Source organism: Streptococcus mitis, from assembly GCF_946188585.1.
Lineage (GTDB): Bacteria > Bacillota > Bacilli > Lactobacillales > Streptococcaceae > Streptococcus > Streptococcus mitis_DG.
In genome coordinates this window covers 366,158-387,238 of record NZ_CAMHVI010000002.1, presented here as the reverse complement: position 1 = coordinate 387,238, position 21,081 = coordinate 366,158, and the positions used below count along the sequence as shown (strand labels likewise).

Below are 21,081 nucleotides of genomic sequence, written 5' to 3'. Positions count from 1 at the left end.
ATTTTATACTTGTACTTGGGTTAGAAATTCTTCTGTAGTAAGAATTTGAGCAAATTCATCTTGTAGAGAAAGGAGGTTAATCTCATGGATAGTCTCAGGAGAGATGGCCTGACCGTTTTTGTTAGATAGGGTAAAACTGGCAGTAGCATCTGCTAGTAAAGTGACTCTAAAACCAAGATTTGCTGCCATTCGTGTCGTAGTAGATATACAATGAGGCAGAGTCAAACCAACAACGATTAAATGACAAATCTGATTTTTTCGTAAATAGGTTTCAAGATTTGTTCCAATAAAGGCGCTATTAACTGTTTTTTGAAAGACAGGTTCTGCAGTAACTGGCTCAAATCCACTTTTAAACATCTGATTTTGTTTGTTATGAAATTGCGACTGGGGATTGTCAGATATGTGCTGAATGTGTAAGACTGGAAGAGCGTGTTTACGAAAGTATGCCAGTACCCTCAACGCTTGATATTCAGCTTGAGGGTTGTTTCGTTCTCCCCAGATAGGTCTATCAAATGCTTTTTGCATATCGATAATCAGTAGAGCAGTATGAACCATTTTAAGCCTTATCTAACTGCAAGAGGGCTTCAATCTCTGCTAGGGTGCTAGCTTGCGAAATGGCTCCACGGAGTTTGGCTGCGCCAGATGTTCCACGGAGGTAGTGAGGAGCGAGGCCACGGAATTCACGAACTGCGACATTTTCCCCTTTGAGGTTAATCAAGCGTTTCAAGTGTTCGTAGGCAATTTTCATCTTGTCTTCAAAAGTTAAATCAGGTAGGATTTCTCCTGTTTCAAAGTAATGGTTGATTTGGTTAAAGAGGTAAGGATTTCCCATAGCAGCACGGCCAATCATGACTGCATCAGCACCGACTTCTTCGATGCGTTGTTTGGCTTCTTGGACTGTACGGATGTCACCGTTGGCGATAAATGGGATCTTGGTCAGAGCTTGGGCAACCTTGTGAAGGGTCTCAAGGTCTGCGTGACCTGTATACATTTGCTCACGGGTACGGCCATGCATGGCGAGGGCAGAAACGCCTGCAGCTTCAGCAGCGAGGGCATTTTCAACTGCCAGAGATGGATCGGCCCAGCCGGTACGCATTTTGACAGTAAGGGGGATATCAAGGACAGACTGGACCTTGTTGATGATAGAGTAGATCTTGTCTGGATCCTTGAGCCACATAGCGCCAGCTTCGTTCTTCACGATTTTGTTAACTGGGCAGCCCATGTTGATATCCACGATATCGGTCTTAGTGTTTTCTTGGATGAATTCTGCTGCGCGTGCCAGGCTGTCTTCATCACTACCAAAAAGTTGGATAGAAACAGGGTTTTCGCCTTCATCGATATGAAGCATATGCAGTGTTTTTTCGTTGTTGTATTGGATTCCCTTGTCAGAGACCATTTCCATGACAACGAGTCCAGCTCCGAGCTCTTTTGCAATAGTACGAAAGGCTGAGTTGGTCACGCCAGCCATGGGTGCTAAAACGGTACGATTGGGAATCTCAACATTGCCAATCATAAAGGGTGTATTAAGATTTGTCACGAATGAGTTCCTCCAGGTCGTTTTCATCAAAGTTGTAAGTAGTTTGGCAGAATTGACAAGTGATTTCTGCTCCGTGGTCTTCCTCTTTCATTTCCTGCAAGTCTGAACTTGGAAGGCTAGCAAGAGCGTTCATAAAGCGCTCATGGCTACAGTCACATTGGAAACGGATTTCTTCTTCAGAAAGACGCTTGTAAGCCTCGTCACCGTAGATAGCTTTGAGGAGGGCTTCGATATGGTCTTCACTTTCGAGAAGCGTTGAGATAGCTGGCATTGCTTGGATGCGTTTTTCAAAGCGAGCAATCTCTTCTTCCTTGGCTCCCGGCAAGACTTGAACTAGGAAACCACCTGCAACCTTAACCTTGTCTTCTTCGTCCAAAAGGACATTGAGACCGACTGCTGAAGGCGTTTGTTGGCTTTCAGTCAGGTAAAAGGCAAGGTCTTCACCGATTTCTCCAGAGATAAGGGGAGTCATGGAGTTGTAAGGATTTCCAGTACCGTAGTCTGTGATAACGAGGAATTGACCGTTTCCAACAAAAGGTCCGACTAGAACTTCACCAGTTGCAGTCTTTTTGATGTCAACACCAGGATTTTGAACATAGCCTTTGACGTTCCCCTTGGTATCAGCGACCGTGATAATGGCACCTAGAGAGCTAGAGCCCAGCACCTTAACTGTAAGTTTGGTATTTCCTTTTTCATTGGCGGCGAGAATCTGGCTAGCGATAAGAGTTCGACCAAGTGCTACAGTTGAGCTAGCTTGGGTTTGGTGTTTTTCTTGAGCAGTGCGGACGGTTTCCGTGCTATCAAGGACAAAAGCACGAAAGGCTCCGCTTTCTGATATAGTTTTAATAATTTTATCCATAGCTACTATTTTAGCACAAAAATTTCCAAAGGGGGAGCCGTGTGTTTGTTGATTTTCAGGATAATGGACCAGGAAATCAGCATGAAAGTAAAAAGAGAAACAGATTATTTCAGCATTTGTTAGATTTATGCTATGCTTAAGGTAGAAAATGAAAGGGGTAACAAATGTATTTAGGAGACTTGATGGAAAAGGCTGAATCTGGCCAATTTTCAATCCTTTCCTTTCTCTTACAAGAGTCTGAGACGACCGTCAAGGCTGTAATGGAGGAAACAGGATTTTCAAAAGCAACCCTAACCAAATATGTCACCCTGCTCAATGACAAGGCTTTGGACAGTGGTTTAGAGCTGACAATCCACTTAGAAGATGAAAATCTGCGTCTATCAATCGGTGCAGCTACCAAGGGGAGAGATATTCGGAGCTTGTTTTTGGAGAATGCGGTTAAATACCAGATTTTAGTCTATCTTCTTTACCACCAACAGTTTTTAGCCCATCAGCTGGCTCAAGAATTGATGATTAGTGAGGCTACGCTTGGCCGTCACTTGGCTGGTTTAAATCAGATTTTGTCAGAATTTGATTTATCCATCCAAAATGGACGTTGGCGAGGTCCAGAGCATCAGATTCGCTATTTCTATTTCTGTCTTTTCCGTAAGGTCTGGTCGAGTCAGGAATGGGAAGGTCACATGCAGAAGCCAGAGAGAAAGCAGGAGATTGCCAGTTTAGAGGAAATCTGCGGTGCAAGCTTGTCTTCAGGGCAGAAATTGGACTTGGTTCTCTGGGCTCATATCAGTCAACAGCGTCTTCGGGTCAAGGCCTGTCAGTTCCAAGTTATAGAAGAGAAAATGAAAGGGTATTTTGATAATATTTTCTACCTTCGCTTGCTGAGAAAGACTCCGTCTTTTTTTGCTGGGCAACACCTCCCTCTCGGAACTGAGGATGGTGAGATGATGATATTCTTCTCTTTCCTCCTATCTCATCGCATTCTTCCCCTTCATACTATGGAGTATATTCTTGGTTTTGGAGGGCAGTTGGCAGATTTGCTGACGCAATTGATTCAAGAAATGAAGAAAGAGGAGTTATTAGGTGATTATACAGAGGACCATGTTACCTATGAACTCAGTCAGCTTTGTGCTCAAGTCTATCTATATAAGGGTTATATTTTACAAGATAAGTATAAATACCAGACTGAAAATCGTCATCCTTATTTGCTGATGGAACATGATTTTAAGGGGATAGCAGAGAAGATTTTTCATGTCTTGCCCGCTTTTCATCAGGGGGCAGCTTTAGATAAGAAAATTCTCTGGGAATGGCTCCAGTTGATCGAGTATATGGCTGAAAATGGTGGCCAGCATATGCGGATTGGTCTGGATTTGACATCTGGTTTTCTTGTCTTTTCAAGGATGGCAGCCATTTTGAAACGGTATTTGGAATACAATCGTTTCATTACCATTGAAGCCTATGACCGAACTCGACATTATGATTTGCTGGTTACCAATAATCCTATTTATAAGAAGGAGCAGACACCAGTCTATTATTTAAAAAATGACTTGGATATGGAAGATTTGGCAGGGATTCGTCAGTTATTATTCACTTAAAAGACTTGGTGCTTCCAGGTCTTTTTTGTGAAATTTACACAATCTCCTCACATTTTTTTAAAAATAAAAAAAAGTTGATAAACAAGAAAGCGCTTTATTTTGTATACTAGTTAGTGTAAAGAGGAGACATCCTCAAGATCTTTATGAGGAGGACATCACATGTCACAAGAAAAATACATCATGGCCATTGACCAGGGAACAACAAGTTCTCGTGCCATTATCTTTAACAAAAAAGGTGAAAAAGTTAGCTCTAGCCAAAAAGAGTTCACTCAAATTTTCCCTCACGCAGGTTGGGTGGAGCACAATGCCAATGAAATTTGGAACTCTGTACAGTCTGTTATTGCTGGTGCTTTCATTGATAGTGGTGTGAAACCAAGTCAAATCGAAGCAATCGGGATTACTAACCAACGTGAAACAACAGTTGTTTGGGATAAGAAAACAGGACTTCCAATCTACAATGCCATCGTTTGGCAATCTCGTCAGACAGCTCCTTTAGCTGAGCAACTAAAAAGCAAAGGATATGTGGAAAAATTCCATGAAAAGACTGGTTTGATTATCGATGCTTACTTCTCTGCTACTAAAGTTCGTTGGATTTTGGATCATGTAGAGGGAGCGCAAGAGAGAGCTGAAAAGGGTGAATTGCTCTTTGGTACTATTGACACTTGGTTGGTTTGGAAATTGACAGACGGTGCGTCTCACGTAACGGATTATTCAAATGCAGCCCGTACTATGCTTTATAACATTAAGGAACTCAAATGGGATGATGAGATTTTGGAAATCCTCAACATTCCTAAGGCTATGTTGCCAGAAGTTCGTTCTAACTCTGAAATCTACGGTAAGACAGCTCCATTCCACTTCTATGGTGGAGAAGTTCCAATCTCAGGTATGGCAGGGGACCAACAGGCAGCCCTCTTTGGACAGTTAGCCTTTGAACCTGGTATGGTTAAAAATACCTATGGAACAGGTTCGTTCATCATCATGAATACTGGTGAAGAAATGCAGTTGTCTGAAAACAACCTCTTGACAACTATCGGTTACGGTATCAATGGTAAGGTTTACTATGCCTTGGAAGGTTCAATCTTCATCGCAGGAAGTGCGATTCAATGGCTTCGTGACGGTCTTCGAATGGTAGAGAACTCACCAGAATCTGAAAAATATGCTCGTGATTCACACAATGATGATGAAGTTTATGTGGTTCCAGCCTTTACAGGATTAGGTGCACCATACTGGAATCAAAATGCTCGCGGTTCAGTCTTTGGTTTGACTCGTGGAACAAGTAAGGAAGACTTTATTAAGGCAACTCTTCAATCAATTGCTTATCAAGTGCGTGATATTATTGACACGATGCAGGTAGATTCTCAAACAGCTATTCAAGTATTGAAAGTGGATGGCGGCGCAGCTATGAACAACTTCCTCATGCAGTTCCAAGCTGATATTTTAGGAATTGACATTGCTCGTGCTAAAAACTTGGAAACAACAGCTCTAGGTGCAGCCTTCCTAGCTGGTTTGGCAGTTGGTTATTGGAAAGACTTAGATGAGTTGAAACTCTTGAATGAGACTGGAGAACTCTTTGAGCCATCTATGAATGAATCTCGTAAGGAACAACTTTACAAGGGTTGGAAGAAAGCTGTAAAAGCAACTCAAGTTTTTGCAGAAGAAGACTAATACTGATGACATCAGTTTAACAATGACAGGACTTAATTAGAAAGTGTGTAGATATGGAATTTTCAAAGAAAACACGTGAATTATCAATTAAAAAAATGCAGGAACGCACCTTGGATCTCTTGATTATCGGTGGGGGGATCACAGGGGCTGGTGTAGCTTTGCAGGCTGCAGCTAGTGGTCTAGATACTGGTTTGATTGAAATGCAAGACTTCGCAGAAGGAACATCTAGCCGTTCAACTAAATTGGTTCACGGAGGTCTGCGTTACCTTAAGCAATTTGACGTAGAAGTTGTATCAGATACGGTTTCAGAACGTGCAGTGGTCCAACAAATTGCACCACATATTCCAAAACCAGACCCAATGCTCTTGCCAGTTTACGATGAGGATGGAGCGACCTTTAGCCTCTTCCGTTTGAAAGTAGCTATGGACCTTTACGACCTCTTGGCAGGGGTTAATAACACGCCAGCTGCCAACAAGGTTTTGAGCAAGGAAGAAGTCTTGGAACGCCAGCCAAACTTGAAGAAAGAAGGTTTGGTAGGAGGTGGGGTTTATCTTGACTTCCGTAACAACGATGCGCGTCTCGTGATTGAAAACATCAAACGTGCCAATCAAGACGGTGCCCTCATTGCTAACCACGTTAAGGCAGAAGGCTTCCTCTTTGACGAAAGTGGCAAGATTACAGGTGTTGTAGCTCGTGATTTGTTGACAGACCAAGTCTTTGAAATTAAGGCTCGTCTGGTTATCAACACAACAGGTCCTTGGAGCGATAAGGTACGCAATTTGTCTAATAAGGGAACACAATTCTCACAAATGCGTCCAACTAAGGGAGTTCACTTGGTAGTGGATTCAAGCAAGATCAAGGTATCACAGCCAGTTTACTTTGACACAGGTTTGGGTGACGGTCGGATGGTCTTTGTTCTCCCACGTGAAAATAAGACTTACTTTGGTACAACGGATACAGACTACACAGGCGATTTGGAACATCCAAAAGTGACGCAGGAAGATGTAGATTACCTACTTGGGATTGTCAACAACCGCTTCCCAGAAGCTAACATTACCATTGATGATATCGAAAGCAGCTGGGCAGGTCTTCGTCCATTGATCGCAGGCAATAGCGCTTCTGACTACAATGGCGGAAATAATGGAACTATTAGCGATGAAAGCTTCAATACCTTGATTGCGACTGTCGAAGCTTATCTATCGAAAGAAAAAACGCGTGAAGATGTTGAATCTGCTGTTAGCAAGCTTGAAAGCAGCACATCTGAGAAACATTTGGATCCATCTGCAGTTTCTCGTGGCTCTAGCTTGGACCGTGATGATAATGGACTTTTGACTCTTGCTGGTGGTAAAATCACAGACTACCGTAAGATGGCTGAAGGAGCTATGGAGCGCGTGGTCGACATCCTCAAAGCAGAATTTGACCGAAGCTTTAAACTCATCAACTCTAAGACTTACCCTGTTTCAGGTGGAGAATTGAATCCAGCAAATGTGGACTCAGAAATCGAAGCCTTTGCCCAACTTGGAGTGTCACGTGGTTTGGATAGCAAGGAAGCTCATTACCTAGCAAATCTTTACGGTTCAAATGCACCGAAGGTCTTTGCTCTTGCTCACAGCTTGGAACAAGCGCCAGGACTCAGCTTGGCAGACACCTTGTCCCTTCACTATGCAATGCGTAACGAGTTGGCTCTTAGTCCAGTTGACTTCCTCCTTCGTCGTACCAACCACATGCTCTTTATGCGTGATAGCTTGGATAGTATCGTTGAGCCAGTTTTGGATGAAATGGGACGATTCTATGACTGGTCAGAAGATGAAAAAGCAGGCTACCGTGCGGATGTCGAAGCAGCTCTTGCTAACAACGATTTAGCAGAATTAAAAAATTAAGAAAAAGGAAAAGAGGTGGAGGGTAGCATTCCTTGTCGCCCGCCCCTTCTTTTTAATGGAGACAGAAAGATGATGAATGAATTATTTGGGGAATTTTTGGGGACTTTAATCCTGATTCTTCTAGGAAATGGTGTTGTTGCAGGTGTGGTTCTTCCTAAAACCAAGAGCAACAGTTCAGGTTGGATTGTGATTACTATGGGTTGGGGGATTGCAGTTGCGGTTGCAGTATTTGTATCTGGCAAGCTCAGTCCAGCTCATTTAAACCCAGCTGTGACTATTGGTGTAGCCTTAAAAGGTGGTTTGCCTTGGGCTTCCGTTTTCCCTTACATCCTAGCTCAGTTCGCAGGGGCTATGCTCGGTCAGATTTTGGTTTGGTTGCAATTCAAACCGCATTATGAGGCAGAAGAAAATGCAGGCAATATCCTTGCAACCTTCAGCACTGGTCCAGCCATCAAGGATACAGTTTCTAACTTGATCAGCGAAATCCTGGGCACCTTTGTTTTGGTGTTGACAATCTTTGCTTTGGGGCTTTATGATCTTCAGGCAGGTATCGGAACTTTTGCAGTGGGGACTTTGATTGTCGGTATCGGTCTCTCACTAGGTGGGACAACAGGTTATGCCTTGAACCCTGCACGTGACCTTGGACCTCGTATCATGCATAGCCTCTTGCCAATTTCAAACAAGGGAGACGGAGATTGGTCTTACGCTTGGATTCCTGTTGTGGGACCTGTTATTGGTGCAGCCTTGGCCGTGCTTGTATTCTCGCTTTTCTAAGATATTAAAACTCAATTATTCATACCGTAATAAACATAACTTACAAAAAACGACCAAAATAAGGAGCACTTTCTCACTTCATTTTGGTCGTTTTGATTTTTTTAAGTTTGTATACTGGTGTTGATTACTATTTTAGCTAAAAAGGCAGAATCTTTCACTGCTTCCTTCATTAATTTTTTGTTCTTGAATTTTATTTATGGTGTGAATAATTTTGTCTCATTATTGGGGTTCAGTACTTAGAGTCAGTTGGATTTTTTATTTTAAGAAATAAAATAACAGAAGTATTTTTAGTTTTTAAATTATGATATAATGAATAAAGTTAACTATCCTTGGTAATATGATAGGAACTAATCTTAAAAAGATAAATCAAGAGATGAGAAAAAGAAAAAAGGAGTTTGGCTGGTATGAATTATTTCGAGGGGAATGAGTTTTTCCTTCTTTTGTTTGTAGTTTTACTAATTGGTTTTGTAGTAAACTTTTTTGAAAAACGTAAGGACTACTATATTTTGGTGCTCTCCCTCTTATTTGCAGGAGCTATTTATGGCAAGAGTAGAGCAATGATTGTCTATTTACTTGCCTTTGTCATTTACCAATATTTTCTAGTTTTTCTAGCACAGAGGATAGAGGCAAAGCGGCTGAAACCACTGGTTTTCCTTTCCATTCTTCCTTTAGTGATCAATAAAGTCTTTGCCTTGACTTCTCTACATTTGTTGGCATTTATTGGCATTTCTTACATGTCCTTTAAGACCATTCAGATCATGCTGGAGATATCGGATGGCTTGATTAAAGAAAAGATTAGTATAAAAGACTACCTGCAATTTTTACTTTTTTTCCCTACAGTTAGTGCTGGTCCGATTGATCGGAGTAGGAGATTTTTAAAAGAGATAAACGAGGTCATGCCTCGAAAAGAGTATCTAGAGTTAGCAGGGGACGGTGTGTATCGTATCGTTCTAGGCCTTCTTTACAAGGTTGTTTTATCAACCTATGTTTACCAGATGTTACTCGCTCTAAGCAATACTGGCACAGTCGTTTACTCAATCAAGTATATGTACCTCTATACCTTGTATCTGTTCTTCGACTTTGCAGGCTATAGTCTAATGGCCGTTGGAAGTAGCAACATTCTAGGTATTCAGACACCGATGAACTTTAACAAACCTTTCTTGAGTGTCGATATCAAAGATTTCTGGACCAGATGGCATATTACTTTGTCGACCTGGTTAAGAGATTTTGTATTTTCAAGAGTATTGATGCAGGTTATCAGGAAAAAATGGTTTAAAAATAGATTACATAATGCAACTTATGCCTATATGGTCAATATGTTGGTCATGGGTTTTTGGCATGGTCTTAGTGTTAGCTACATTATTTATGGTTTTTATCATGGTGTCTTGATGGCTGGATTTGAAGTGTATCAAAAGAAAAGCAATTTTTATAAGAAAAATAAAAACAAAAATTGGTATAAGCTACTGAGTTGGTTTGTGACCATGAATTTGGTTATGGTTGGTTTCTTTATCTTTTCAGGTGAACCTTATAAAATCTTACTCACGATTTTAAAGAGATAAGAACTTGAAAAGAGATTGGACGGATCGAAGGGATAGGATAAAACTAGATGATTAAACTAAAAGCATTTTTGCTATCGCTTGTGCTCGTAATTGCGACGCTTGCCCTTTTAAATGTGACATATGTCAAGAAGATTGATGATTATTATAAAGTAAAGGATAACAGTATTCGCTATAGCACTTCGTATGAAAAGTATAAAAGTAGAGATATTTTAACAAGCAATATCACTCCCAATACATTGGTTTTATTGGGGTCATCTGAGTTGGTTGCAACGATAAATGAAGACTATCATCCCAATAAAATTTTTAACTACAACGATTTTAATATCATGCAGATTGGAACCAGCTATTCACAAAACATCATTCAGGCTACGACCTTGGGCTCAATTGAAGGATCTATGACTAAGCGAAAAGTGGCTATAATAGAGTCGGTTCAGTGGTTTGAAAAAGATGGGACCCATCAAGATGCCTTTTTGAATAAGGCTTCTCAGGAACATATTTTCCACATGCTAGATAATGACAAGATTAGTAAGGAAACGAAAGAAAAACTAATCAATCGCATTATCGAGATTACCAAGGGGAACAAGCAACAAAATGACATCTACAAAAAATACAAAAGTTATTTCATAGATGAGAAAGGAACGATTGTTGATAAAAAACTATTAGAGTTCGATAACGCGATTTATTCCTTTAAACTCAAACAGACTTTTTATCAAAAACATGCCAAATCAGATTATCCTTTACTAGGAGATAAAACACCAGAATATGATTGGGGGCAGCTAACGGATCAGTTTGTAGAAGAGGTCAAAAAGAAAACAAACAACAATGACTATGCTGTTGATAACAACTACTACAATACCTACTTGAAAGATCGCTATGCATCCTTGAAAGATTCCAATAAAGATTTGAGCTACTTGGAGTCACCAGAGTATTCAGATATGGAACTTTTCTTGGCAGTTGCCAAGGAATTGGGAATTGAAGTTGAGGTCATTATTTTCCCAGTAAACGGGAAGTGGAACGACTACACAGGTGTTTCAAGAGAGATGCGGGAAAAAACTTACAAAAAAATAGAAGATGTTGCAAAAAGCCATGGTGCAACAGTACTAAACTATGGAAACAGAGAGTATGATGATTACTTTTTATTTGATGTGATGCACGTTGGAGTGAAAGGATGGATGGAAGTTGAAAAAGAACTTTACAAATTTGCAAACCAAGATAACTAACACACACCGTTTAATCTTGTGGACGCTATTTTTCTATACGGTTATCTTAAGCATCGTGATTTATTGTTTTGTTACCGATTTTTCGAACATTCAAGAATTTATCTATAGTGAATTCTAGGATTACATACTATAAAAATCTCTAGATAAAGGGAACTGCACCGATAAAGTGAGACATAAGATAAGGCTCTATAATATTTATAGTGGGAAAATCCTCTATAGGTAGTATGGAGCCTACTTTGTTGTAGCTCCCCATATAATCCATACTGAAAAGCATTTAAGCTATCATTAGAAAGAATCATATGGAACAAATTAATGTTACTGGAACGTAGTGAAAATAGACGGGTAAACAATTGAAAAACTAGTCTATAAAGTGGTATAATAGCAGAAAAATAAATTAGTAAGAAATTGATTTTATTTTAGCGGAAAATTACAGAAATGAATGGTTTTTCTTGATGAAACAGAGAAAAGAATTGTACATATTTCTTGGTCGGACAGCCTTGTATTTTCTTATCTTTCTAGGGCTGCTTTACTTCTTTAGCTATCTTGGTCAGGGTCAAGGAAGCTTTATCTATAATGAATTTTAACTTGAAGGAGAATCCTTATTATGTCAAATAAAGCAATCGTAGATATGATTGAAACCATTGAGCATTTTGCTCAGACACAGCCTAGCTATCCTGTTTACAATGTTTTGGGGCAGGAACACACTTATGGAGATTTGAAGGCTGATTCGGATAGTTTAGCTGCAGCCATCGACCAACTGGATTTACCAGAGAAGTCTCCTGTGGTTGTTTTTGGTGGCCAAGAATATGAAATGTTGGCAACTTTTGTAGCTCTGACTAAGTCAGGACATGCCTACATTCCCATTGACAGCCATTCAGCCTTGGAGCGAGTTTCGGCTATTTTAGAAGTAGCAGAGCCAAGCTTGATTATTGCTATCTCAGACTTTCCATTGGAGCAGGTTTCTACGCCAATGATGACTCTAGCTCCGGTTCAAGAAGCCTTTGCTCAAGGGACTAGTTATGAGATTACGCATCCAGTCAAGGGTGATGATAACTACTACATTATCTTTACTTCTGGTACGACTGGTAAGCCAAAGGGAGTGCAGATTTCACATGATAATCTCCTCAGCTTTACCAACTGGATGATTACGGATAAGGAATTTGCGACGCCAAGTCGTCCGCAAATGCTGGCTCAGCCACCTTATTCTTTTGACCTGTCTGTCATGTACTGGGCGCCGACCTTGGCACTGGGAGGTACGCTTTTTGCCCTTCCTTCAGCTATTACTCAGGACTTTAAACAACTCTTTGCGACCATTTTTTCATTGCCAATCGCTATCTGGACTTCAACGCCTTCTTTTGCGGATATGGCTATGTTGTCAGAAGACTTTAATAGCGAGAAAATGCCTGGCATCACGCATTTCTACTTTGATGGTGAGGAATTGACGGTCAAAACAGCTCAAAAACTGCGCGAACGTTTCCCAAATGCCCGTATTATCAATGCTTACGGCCCAACAGAAGCGACAGTAGCTTTGTCAGCAGTTGCCGTGACAGATGAGATGCTAGCGAATCTCAAACGTCTACCAATTGGCTATACCAAGGCTGATTCTCCAACCTTTATCATTGACGAGGAAGGAAATAAACTGCCAAATGGTGAACAGGGAGAAATCATTGTTTCAGGACCGGCCGTCTCAAAAGGTTATATGAATAATCCTGAAAAAACAGCAGAAGCCTTCTTTGAGTTTGAAGGTCTGCCAGCCTATCACACAGGTGATGTGGGAACCATGACAGATGAAGGCTTGCTTCTCTACGGCGGACGCATGGACTTCCAGATTAAGTTCAACGGTTACCGCATTGAGTTAGAAGATGTCTCTCAAAACCTCAATAAGTCTCGCTTTATCGAGTCTGCTGTTGCAGTACCGCGCTATAATAAAGACCACAAGGTGCAAAATCTTCTAGCCTATGTCATCTTAAAAGATGGTGTTCGTGAGCAGTTTGAGCGTGATATCGATATTACCAAGGCCATTAAGGAAGACTTGACAGATATTATGATGTCTTATATGATGCCGTCCAAATTCCTTTATCGAGACAGTTTGCCACTGACTCCAAATGGAAAAATTGATATCAAAGGATTGATTAATGAGGTAAATAGGAGATGATGGAGTTTTTTAAACAGCTTCCTCATTTAGAGCCATACGGCAATCCTCAGTATTTTGTCTATGTGATTGCTGCAACCTTGCCCATCTTTATCGGCCTCTTTTTCAAGAAACGCTTTGCCTGGTACGAGGTATTGGTTAGTCTCTTCTTTATCGTTACCATGCTGGTAGGTGGGAAGACTAATCAATTGGCTGCCTTGGGCATTTATCTGTGCTGGGAAATATTGCTCTTGCTTTTCTATAAGCACTATCGAAAAAGTAAGGATGGTAAGTGGGTTTTCTACCTAGTTAGTTTTCTGTCCCTACTGCCGATTATCTTTGTCAAGGTGCAGCCAGCTATCAATGGAACGCAGTCTTTGCTTGGATTTTTGGGAATTTCTTACCTGACCTTTCGTTCGGTTGGGATTATCATCGAGCTGAGAGATGGAGTGATTAAGGATTTTAGCCTCTGGGAATTCCTCCGCTTCCTACTCTTCATGCCGACTTTTTCAAGCGGGCCAATCGATCGCTTTAAGCGGTTTAATGAAAATTATCAGACCATTCCTGAGCGAGATGAGTTGATGGATATGCTGGATGAATCTGTTCGCTATATCATGTGGGGATTTTTGTATAAGTTTATCCTAGCTCATGTTTTAGGAGAAACCTTACTCCCTCCTCTAAAGAATCTAGCCTTGCAGTCAGGTGGTTTCTTTAACCACTATGCCTTGGCAGTCATGTATACCTTTGGTCTGGAGCTATTCTTTGACTTTGCAGGGTACTCTATGTTTGCCTTGGCCATTTCAAATTTGATGGGAATTCGTAGCCCTATCAACTTTAATAAGCCTTTTTTATCAAGGGATTTAAAGGAATTTTGGAATCGCTGGCACATGAGTCTCTCTTTCTGGTTCCGTGACTTTGTCTTTATGCGAATGGTGATGGTACTGACTAGAAAGAAGGTCTTTAAAAATCGTAATGTAACTTCGAGCGTGGCCTATATTGTAAATATGCTGGTTATGGGATTTTGGCATGGTGTAACTTGGTATTACATCGCCTATGGCCTCTTTCATGGATTAGGCTTGGTCATCAATGATGCTTGGATTCGCAAGAAAAAAACGCTCAATAAGGAACGGAAAAAAGCAGGGAAGCCTGCTCTACCTGAGAATCGCTGGATTCAGTTGCTTGGCATGGTTATCACCTTCCATGTCGTCATGCTGTCATTCTTGATCTTTTCTGGATTTTTGAATGATTTATGGTTTAAAAAATAAAGGAAATAAAATATGGATATCAAATCAGAAGTTATCGAAATTATTGATGAGTTGTTTATGGAAGATGTTTCTAACATGATGGATGAAGATCTTTTTGACGCAGGTGTCTTGGATAGTATGGGAACGGTTGAGTTGATTGTGGAGATTGAAAACCGTTTTGACATTCGTGTCCCTGTAACAGAGTTTGGTCGCGACGACTGGAATACAGCCAATAAAATCATAGCTGGTATTGTGGAGCTACAAAATGCTTAAACGCTTATGGATGATCTTCGGGCCCATCTTCATTGCTGGATTTTTGGTTCTTCTACTCATCTTTTTTTATCCAAGTACAACAAGCCATAATCTGACGGAGGAGAAATATTCGGCGGCTTCTGTTAATGTAGAGAGTTTTAAAGAGAGAAGCCAAAAAGTAAGGGCTCTTACAGACCCAAATATGCGTTTTATTCCTTTTCTAGGGTCCAGTGAATGGATTCGATTTGATAGTGTCCATCCAGCTGTTTTAGCCGAGAAATACCATCGTCCCTATCGTCCTTACTTTTTAGGTCAAGCAGGAGCAGCCTCTCTAAATCAATATTTTGGCCTACAGCAAATTTTGCCAGAAATAGAGAATAAGCAGGCAGTATTTGTAATTTCGCCTCAGTGGTTTACGGAGACTGATTATGAACCCGCAGCGTTTCAGAGATTTTTTAACAGTGACCAATTGACAGCTTTTCTGGAAAATCAATCTGGTGACACTGCTGCAAAGCATGCGGCTATTCGATTGTTAAAGCAGAATCCTAATGTTGCATTAAAAGGCATTGTTCAAAAACTGTCAAAGGGTGAAGAATTATCAGAGGTTGATCAGGTTGCTATTAATATTTTTGCCCGATTCAATGAGAGACAGGCTTCTCTATTTGGTCAGTTCTCCATTAGAGGAAAACTCAAATATAAGGAACATGTGGAAAATTATTTAAAAGATCTTCCAGATCAATTTTCTTACCAAGAGTTAGAAAAAATTGCTCGAAAGGATGCAGAAGCCAATACGACCAATAATGATATGGGGATGGAAAATCATTTCTATACGAGAGAGGTTAAGAAGGATTTGAAAAAATGGGAAGGGTATCAAAAGAATTACAGTTTCCTAAAATCATCTGAATATAATGATTTACAGTTGGTTCTCAATCAATTTGCAAAATCGAAAGTTAATGTCCTCTTTGTCATCCAGCCTGTCAATAAGAAATGGATGGACTACACAGGGCTCAGAGAAGATATGTACCAGCATGCAGTGGAGAAAATTCGTTATCAATTAGAAAGTCAAGGTTTCACTAATATTGCTGACTTTTCAAAAAATGGAGGGGATCCTTATTTTGTTAAGGATACCATTCACCTAGGTTGGTTGGGTTGGCTTGCTTTTGATAAGGCAGTTGATCCTTTCCTATCCAATCCCACGCCAGCTCCGACTTACCATCTGAATGAACGCTTTTTCAGCAAAGATTGGGCGACTTATGATGGAGATGTCAAGACATTCAAATAGATAATAATATATAGAAGAGTTCAAGAATGAAACTGGTTTTCACATTTTTTCTTGACTCTTTTTTTGGTTGTGATATAATTAACCAGTAAATAATTTTTCAAAGAATAGTATTTTTCTCTTAAAAAAGAGAAGTCCAAAAGGAAAGGAGTCAGATATGAGACAGCTAGCTAAGGATATCGATGCTTTTTTGAACGAGGTGATTTTGCAGGCGGAAAATCAGCATGAAATCCTAATAGGTCATTGTACTAGCGAGGTAGCTCTGACCAATACCCAGGAGCATATCCTCATGCTCTTGTCGGAGGAATCTTTAACCAATTCAGAGTTGGCTCGTCGTCTCAATGTCAGTCAGGCGGCAGTTACCAAGGCCATTAAGTCTTTGGTCAAGGAAGGGATGCTGGAGACATCTAAAGATCCTAAGGATGCGCGTGTGATTTTTTATCAGTTGACTGACTTGGCTCGTCCAATTGCTGAGGAACACCATCATCACCATGAGCATACACTTTTAACCTATGAACAAGTGGCGACTCAGTTTACTCCAAATGAACAAAAAGTGATTCAGCGGTTTTTGACTGCTTTAGTAGGAGAAATCAAATAATGAGATACATTACGGTAGAGGATTTATCCTTCTATTATGATAAGGAGCCAGTTCTCGAGCATATCAATTATAGTGTTGATAGTGGGGAATTTGTGACCTTGACGGGAGAAAATGGGGCAGCTAAGACGACACTCATCAAGGCCAGTCTTGGAATCCTTCAGCCACGCATTGGTAAGGTGACCATTTCAAAGACAAATACCCAGGGTAAGAAATTGAGAATAGCCTATCTTCCCCAACAGATTGCCAGTTTTAATGCAGGTTTTCCAAGTACGGTTTATGAATTTGTCAAGTCAGGCCGCTATCCGCGAAAGGGTTGGTTCCGTCGCCTGAATGCTCATGATGAGGAGCATATAAAGGCTAGTCTGGATTCAGTTGGTATGTGGGAACACCGAGACAAACGCTTGGGGTCTCTTTCTGGGGGGCAAAAGCAGCGAGCGGTGATCGCGCGTATGTTTGCTTCTGACCCAGATGTATTTATCCTAGATGAGCCGACAACGGGGATGGATGCAGGAAGTAAAAATGAATTTTACGAACTTATGCACCACAGCGCCCATCATCATGGCAAGGCTGTTTTGATGATTACCCATGACCCTGAAGAAGTTAAGGACTATGCGGACCGCAATATTCATCTAGTCCGTAACCAAGACTCGCCATGGCGTTGTTTCAACGTTCATGAGAATGACCAGGAGGTGGGCCATGCTTAGTTTATTATCTTATGACTTTATGCAACGTGCCTTTCTGGCTGTTATTGCTATGAGTCTTTTCTCGCCGGTTCTTGGAACATTTCTTATCTTGCGCCGTCAGAGTTTGATGAGTGATACCCTCAGCCACGTCTCGCTTTCAGGTGTAGCCTTTGGTCTAGTTCTAGGGATTTCTCCGACTATTTCCACTATTGCCATTGTCTTGATTGCGGCGGTCTTCCTGGAGTATCTCCGTACGGTTTACAAGAGCTTTATGGAAATCGGGACAGCTATCCTCATGTCAACAGGTTTGGCTGTTTCTCTGATTGTCATGAGCAAGGGTAAAAGCTCTAGTTCTATGAGTTTGGACCAGTATCTTTTTGGTTCAATCGTGACTATCAGCGAAGAGCAGGTTATTTCCCTCTTTGTCATTGCGGCGGTTGTTTTGATTTTGACCTTCCTCTTCCTTCGTCCAATGTATATCTTGACCTTCGATGAGGATACGGCCTTTGTGGATGGCCTGCCAGTTCGTACCATGTCCATTCTTTTTAACATGGTTACAGGGGTGGCCATTGCCCTTATGATTCCTGCTGCAGGAGCTCTTTTGGTATCGACTATCATGGTCTTGCCAGCTAGTATTGCCCTGCGTCTGGGGAAAAACTTTAAATCGGTTATGCTGCTTGCCAGTGCTATTGGATTTTTGGGAATGGTAGCAGGACTTTACATTTCCTACTATGCAGAAACACCTGCAAGTGCAAGTATTACCATTATTTTTGTAACTGTCTTTTTACTCATCAGTTTAGTAAGACGTTTTATCAAATAGGAGACTAACGTGAAAAAAATTAGCTTATTGCTAGCCAGTCTATGTGCCTTGTTTTTAGTTGCTTGTTCCAATCAAAAACAGGCAGATGGGAAATTAAATATCGTGACAACCTTTTACCCTGTCTATGAATTTACCAAGCAAGTCGCAGGAGATACTGCTAATGTAGAACTCCTCATCGGTGCTGGTACAGAACCCCATGAATACGAACCTTCTGCCAAGGCAGTTGCTAAAATCCAAGACGCAGATACCTTCGTTTATGAAAATGAAAACATGGAAACATGGGTACCTAAATTGCTAGATACTTTGGATAAGAAAAAGGTGAAGACTATCAAGGCGACAGGTGATATGTTGCTCTTGCCAGGTGGCGAGGAAGAAGAGGGCGACCATGACCATGGAGAAGAAGGTCATCACCATGAGTATGATCCCCATGTTTGGTTGTCACCAGTCCGTGCCATCAAACTTGTAGAGCACATCCGTGATAGCTTGTCAGCAGATTATCCTGATAAAAAAGAGACCTTTGAAAAGAACGCTGCTGCCTATATCGAAAAATTGCAAGCCCTGGATAAGGCTTATGCAGAAGGCTTGTCTCAAGCTAAACAAAAGAGCTTTGTGACTCAACACGCAGCCTTTAACTACCTTGCCTTGGACTATGGACTCAAACAAGTCTCAATCTCAGGACTTTCTCCAGATGCAGAGCCATCAGCAGCTCGCTTGGCAGAATTGACAGAGTATGTCAAGAAAAATAAAATTGCCTATATCTACTTTGAAGAAAATGCTTCACAGGCCCTTGCTAACACACTTTCAAAAGAAGCAGGTGTTAAAACAGATGTCCTTAATCCTTTAGAAAGTCTGACAGAAGAGGACACCAAGGCTGGAGAAAATTACATCTCCGTGATGGAGAAAAACCTCAAGGCTTTGAAACAAACAACGGACCAAGAAGGCCCAGCAATCGAGCCTGAAAAGGCAGAGGATACCAAGACAGTCCAAAATGGTTACTTTGAGGATGCAGACGTCAAGGACCGCACCTTGAGTGACTATGTAGGTAACTGGCAATCAGTTTATCCTTTCCTTGAAGATGGTACTTTTGATCAAGTCTTTGATTACAAGGCTAAGTTGACTGGTAAGATGACCCAGGCTGAGTACAAGGCTTACTATACAAAGGGCTATCAGACAGATGTGACTAAGATTAATATCACTGATAACACTATGGAATTTGTTCAAGGTGGACAAAGTAAGAAATATACTTATAAGTATGTTGGAAAGAAAATCTTGACTTACAAGAAAGGCAATCGTGGCGTGCGCTTCCTCTTTGAAGCCACAGATGCTGATGCTGGACAGTTCAAGTATGTTCAGTTTAGCGACCATAATATCGCCCCAGTTAAGGCAGAACATTTCCATATCTTCTTTGGAGGAACAAGCCAAGAAGCCCTCTTTGAAGAAATGGACAACTGGCCAACCTACTACCCAGATAACCTATCTGGCCAAGAAATCGCTCAAGAAATGTTGGCGCATTGATGAGAAACCGACTAGATCATAGGAACTAGTCGGTTTTTTGATACTAGATTAGGTTGGGTACTAGATGGTAACTTCATTATATACCTTTCAGATACCTAAGGAACGTAATCGGTAACCGATGACAAAAATAGTATACACATCAAATTTAGATCATCAACCTCACTTAATGCTTGAACTATTGGAGTGTGGTTCATTGTAATGATGTTTTTTGTGAGTCTTTTAAAGGGATTAACCGTTACTTGTTTCGTTTTTTTGTCCACGACTTGTAAAGCTCAGATAGTATGTTGATAATCAATAGAGTTAGAGAGAACTAGCATGGTGCACCTAATTCCTTACCAGTTGTTTTAGCAAGAGATTAGACGACAATGTGACAATTCACCTCTAATTATTGACATTTCAGGAAAAATCGCAGTAAAAACTGCACAGCCTTCTTTAAATGTGCTATAATACAGGAAAAATAATGATGGAGGTCACGATAATGGCAACATTTTTGATGATTTTTGTGGTGGTTTGTGTGCTCCTATTGGTGATAGTCACACTGAGTACAGTTTATGTGGTTCGTCAGCAGTCGGTGGCGATTATTGAACGCTTTGGGAAATACCAAAAGGTTGCTAATAGCGGTATTCATATTCGATTGCCTTTTGGGATTGACTCGATTGCAGCGCGGATTCAGTTGCGCTTGTTGCAAAGCGATATTGTGGTTGAGACTAAGACAAAGGACAATGTGTTCGTTATGATGAATGTGGCGACCCAGTACCGTGTCAATGAGCAGAGCGTGACAGATGCTTACTATAAACTCATGCGTCCAGAATCTCAGATTAAATCTTATATCGAAGATGCTCTTCGCTCTTCTGTTCCCAAATTAACCTTGGATGAATTGTTTGAGAAAAAAGATGAGATTGCCCTTGAAGTTCAACACCAAGTAGCAGAAGAAATGACTACTTACGGTTACATTATCGTGAAAACCTTGATTACCAAGGTCGAACCAGATGCAGAAGTCAAGCAATCCATGAATGAAATCAATGCGGCGCAACGCAAGCGGGTCGCAGCGCAAGAATTGGCGGAAGCCGACAAGATTAAAATTGTCACTGCAGCTGAAGCCGAAGCAGAAAAAGACCGCCTCCATGGTGTGGGGATTGCCCAACAACGTAAGGCCATTGTGGATGGATTGGCAGAGTCTATCACAGAACTCAAGGAAGCCAATGTTGGCATGACAGAAGAACAAATCATGTCTATCCTCTTGACCAACCAGTATTTGGATACCTTGAATACCTTTGCCTCTAAAGGAAATCAGACTATCTTTTTACCTAATACGCCAAATGGTGTGGATGATATCCGTACACAAATCTTGTCAGCCCTTCGCGCTGAGAAGAAATAATAGACTAAAGAGCCTGGAGTCAGGCTCTTTTTAGTGTTCGTGAGAGATAAGTCTTAGCTTAAGCAAGACGATTCACAAAAGTTACTAACAGGTTG

General features: G+C 41.0%; 19 protein-coding genes. 16 read left to right on the top strand and 3 right to left on the bottom strand.

From position 1 onward, the window contains the following. Positions 1-3: 3 nt before the first annotated feature. Genes N8M66_RS04480 through hslO form a run of 3 tightly spaced genes read right to left on the bottom strand, consistent with a single transcriptional unit; the run spans position 4 to position 2,396 of the window. On the bottom strand, positions 4-555 hold the full coding sequence (locus tag N8M66_RS04480; protein ID WP_261045856.1) for a cysteine hydrolase family protein: 552 nt from the start codon (positions 553-555) through the stop codon (positions 4-6). 1 nt (position 556) lies between these two features. Beyond that, positions 557-1,537 carry a tRNA dihydrouridine synthase DusB gene (dusB, locus tag N8M66_RS04475; RefSeq protein WP_000183308.1) on the bottom strand — a complete coding sequence of 327 codons (981 nt, stop codon included), beginning with the start codon at positions 1,535-1,537 and terminating at the stop codon, positions 557-559. After that, entirely contained in the window at positions 1,524-2,396 is an 873-nt protein-coding gene (gene hslO, locus N8M66_RS04470) for an Hsp33 family molecular chaperone HslO (RefSeq protein WP_033684527.1), read from the bottom strand. The genes dusB and hslO overlap by 14 nt, the downstream gene beginning before the upstream one ends. Positions 2,397-2,560: 164 nt before the next feature. Here hslO and N8M66_RS04465 point away from each other — a divergent pair, with 164 nt between their 5' ends. The 16 genes from N8M66_RS04465 to N8M66_RS04390 all read left to right on the top strand — a co-directional run bounded on the left by N8M66_RS04465 (position 2,561) and on the right by N8M66_RS04390 (position 20,986). Then, a complete protein-coding gene (locus N8M66_RS04465) occupies positions 2,561-3,988 on the top strand; it encodes a helix-turn-helix domain-containing protein (protein ID WP_261045855.1) in 1,428 nt (475 codons plus the stop codon). Between the two features lie 159 nt (positions 3,989-4,147). After that, entirely contained in the window at positions 4,148-5,653 is a 1,506-nt protein-coding gene (gene glpK, locus N8M66_RS04460; protein WP_033684525.1) for a glycerol kinase GlpK, read from the top strand. A gap of 53 nt (positions 5,654-5,706) precedes the next feature. Further along, entirely contained in the window at positions 5,707-7,533 is a 1,827-nt protein-coding gene (gene glpO / locus N8M66_RS04455) for a type 1 glycerol-3-phosphate oxidase (protein ID WP_033684524.1), read from the top strand. 69 nt (positions 7,534-7,602) lie between these two features. Further along, positions 7,603-8,307 carry an MIP/aquaporin family protein gene (locus tag N8M66_RS04450; protein ID WP_261045849.1) on the top strand — a complete coding sequence of 235 codons (705 nt, stop codon included), beginning with the start codon at positions 7,603-7,605 and terminating at the stop codon, positions 8,305-8,307. Positions 8,308-8,711: 404 nt separating this feature from the next. After that, entirely contained in the window at positions 8,712-9,866 is a 1,155-nt protein-coding gene (dltB, locus tag N8M66_RS04445; protein WP_261045847.1) for a D-alanyl-lipoteichoic acid biosynthesis protein DltB, read from the top strand. Positions 9,867-9,913: 47 nt separating this feature from the next. Further along, positions 9,914-11,086, top strand: a complete 1,173-nt coding sequence (dltD, locus tag N8M66_RS04440; RefSeq protein WP_261045846.1) for a D-alanyl-lipoteichoic acid biosynthesis protein DltD — start codon at positions 9,914-9,916, stop codon at positions 11,084-11,086. A 452-nt stretch (positions 11,087-11,538) separates the two neighbouring features. Beyond that, entirely contained in the window at positions 11,539-11,670 is a 132-nt protein-coding gene (locus N8M66_RS04435) for a teichoic acid D-Ala incorporation-associated protein DltX (RefSeq protein ID WP_033682482.1), read from the top strand. A gap of 20 nt (positions 11,671-11,690) precedes the next feature. Beyond that, on the top strand, positions 11,691-13,241 hold the full coding sequence (dltA, locus tag N8M66_RS04430) for a D-alanine--poly(phosphoribitol) ligase subunit DltA (RefSeq protein ID WP_261045845.1): 1,551 nt from the start codon (positions 11,691-11,693) through the stop codon (positions 13,239-13,241). Next, a complete protein-coding gene (dltB, locus tag N8M66_RS04425) occupies positions 13,238-14,482 on the top strand; it encodes a D-alanyl-lipoteichoic acid biosynthesis protein DltB (RefSeq protein WP_261045843.1) in 1,245 nt (414 codons plus the stop codon). The genes dltA and dltB (N8M66_RS04425) overlap by 4 nt, the downstream gene beginning before the upstream one ends. 12 nt (positions 14,483-14,494) lie before the next feature. Continuing rightward, positions 14,495-14,734: a D-alanine--poly(phosphoribitol) ligase subunit DltC gene (dltC, locus tag N8M66_RS04420; RefSeq protein WP_125408918.1), complete on the top strand. Its 240-nt coding sequence runs from the start codon at positions 14,495-14,497 to the stop codon at positions 14,732-14,734. Then, a complete protein-coding gene (dltD, locus tag N8M66_RS04415; protein WP_125408920.1) occupies positions 14,727-15,995 on the top strand; it encodes a D-alanyl-lipoteichoic acid biosynthesis protein DltD in 1,269 nt (422 codons plus the stop codon). Before dltC ends, dltD (N8M66_RS04415) begins: the two co-directional genes overlap by 8 nt. A gap of 154 nt (positions 15,996-16,149) precedes the next feature. Further along, positions 16,150-16,590 carry a zinc-dependent transcriptional regulator AdcR gene (gene adcR, locus N8M66_RS04410; RefSeq protein ID WP_001249308.1) on the top strand — a complete coding sequence of 147 codons (441 nt, stop codon included), beginning with the start codon at positions 16,150-16,152 and terminating at the stop codon, positions 16,588-16,590. Beyond that, positions 16,590-17,294: a metal ABC transporter ATP-binding protein gene (locus tag N8M66_RS04405; RefSeq protein ID WP_001269496.1), complete on the top strand. Its 705-nt coding sequence runs from the start codon at positions 16,590-16,592 to the stop codon at positions 17,292-17,294. Before adcR ends, N8M66_RS04405 begins: the two co-directional genes overlap by 1 nt. Continuing rightward, entirely contained in the window at positions 17,287-18,093 is an 807-nt protein-coding gene (locus N8M66_RS04400; protein ID WP_000950030.1) for a metal ABC transporter permease, read from the top strand. The genes N8M66_RS04405 and N8M66_RS04400 overlap by 8 nt, the downstream gene beginning before the upstream one ends. Positions 18,094-18,102: 9 nt before the next feature. Next, complete coding sequence (gene adcA / locus N8M66_RS04395; protein ID WP_261045840.1) at positions 18,103-19,608, top strand: zinc ABC transporter substrate-binding lipoprotein AdcA; 1,506 nt, start codon at positions 18,103-18,105, stop codon at positions 19,606-19,608. Positions 19,609-20,101: 493 nt separating this feature from the next. Further along, complete coding sequence (locus N8M66_RS04390) at positions 20,102-20,986, top strand: SPFH domain-containing protein (RefSeq protein WP_004235732.1); 885 nt, start codon at positions 20,102-20,104, stop codon at positions 20,984-20,986. The last annotated feature ends 95 nt before the right edge of the window (positions 20,987-21,081 follow it).

Coding starts and splice junctions, on each gene's coding strand:
- N8M66_RS04480 (WP_261045856.1), bottom strand. CDS start 555: ATGGTTCATACTGCTCTACTGATTATCGATATGCAAAAAGCATTTGAT.
- hslO (WP_033684527.1), bottom strand. CDS start 2,396: ATGGATAAAATTATTAAAACTATATCAGAAAGCGGAGCCTTTCGTGCT.
- N8M66_RS04465 (WP_261045855.1), top strand. CDS start 2,561: ATGTATTTAGGAGACTTGATGGAAAAGGCTGAATCTGGCCAATTTTCA.
- glpK (WP_033684525.1), top strand. CDS start 4,148: ATGTCACAAGAAAAATACATCATGGCCATTGACCAGGGAACAACAAGT.
- glpO (WP_033684524.1), top strand. CDS start 5,707: ATGGAATTTTCAAAGAAAACACGTGAATTATCAATTAAAAAAATGCAG.
- N8M66_RS04450 (WP_261045849.1), top strand. CDS start 7,603: ATGATGAATGAATTATTTGGGGAATTTTTGGGGACTTTAATCCTGATT.
- dltB (WP_261045847.1), top strand. CDS start 8,712: ATGAATTATTTCGAGGGGAATGAGTTTTTCCTTCTTTTGTTTGTAGTT.
- dltD (WP_261045846.1), top strand. CDS start 9,914: ATGATTAAACTAAAAGCATTTTTGCTATCGCTTGTGCTCGTAATTGCG.
- N8M66_RS04435 (WP_033682482.1), top strand. CDS start 11,539: ATGAAACAGAGAAAAGAATTGTACATATTTCTTGGTCGGACAGCCTTG.
- dltA (WP_261045845.1), top strand. CDS start 11,691: ATGTCAAATAAAGCAATCGTAGATATGATTGAAACCATTGAGCATTTT.
- dltB (WP_261045843.1), top strand. CDS start 13,238: ATGATGGAGTTTTTTAAACAGCTTCCTCATTTAGAGCCATACGGCAAT.
- dltC (WP_125408918.1), top strand. CDS start 14,495: ATGGATATCAAATCAGAAGTTATCGAAATTATTGATGAGTTGTTTATG.
- dltD (WP_125408920.1), top strand. CDS start 14,727: ATGCTTAAACGCTTATGGATGATCTTCGGGCCCATCTTCATTGCTGGA.
- adcR (WP_001249308.1), top strand. CDS start 16,150: ATGAGACAGCTAGCTAAGGATATCGATGCTTTTTTGAACGAGGTGATT.
- N8M66_RS04405 (WP_001269496.1), top strand. CDS start 16,590: ATGAGATACATTACGGTAGAGGATTTATCCTTCTATTATGATAAGGAG.
- N8M66_RS04400 (WP_000950030.1), top strand. CDS start 17,287: ATGCTTAGTTTATTATCTTATGACTTTATGCAACGTGCCTTTCTGGCT.
- N8M66_RS04390 (WP_004235732.1), top strand. CDS start 20,102: ATGATTTTTGTGGTGGTTTGTGTGCTCCTATTGGTGATAGTCACACTG.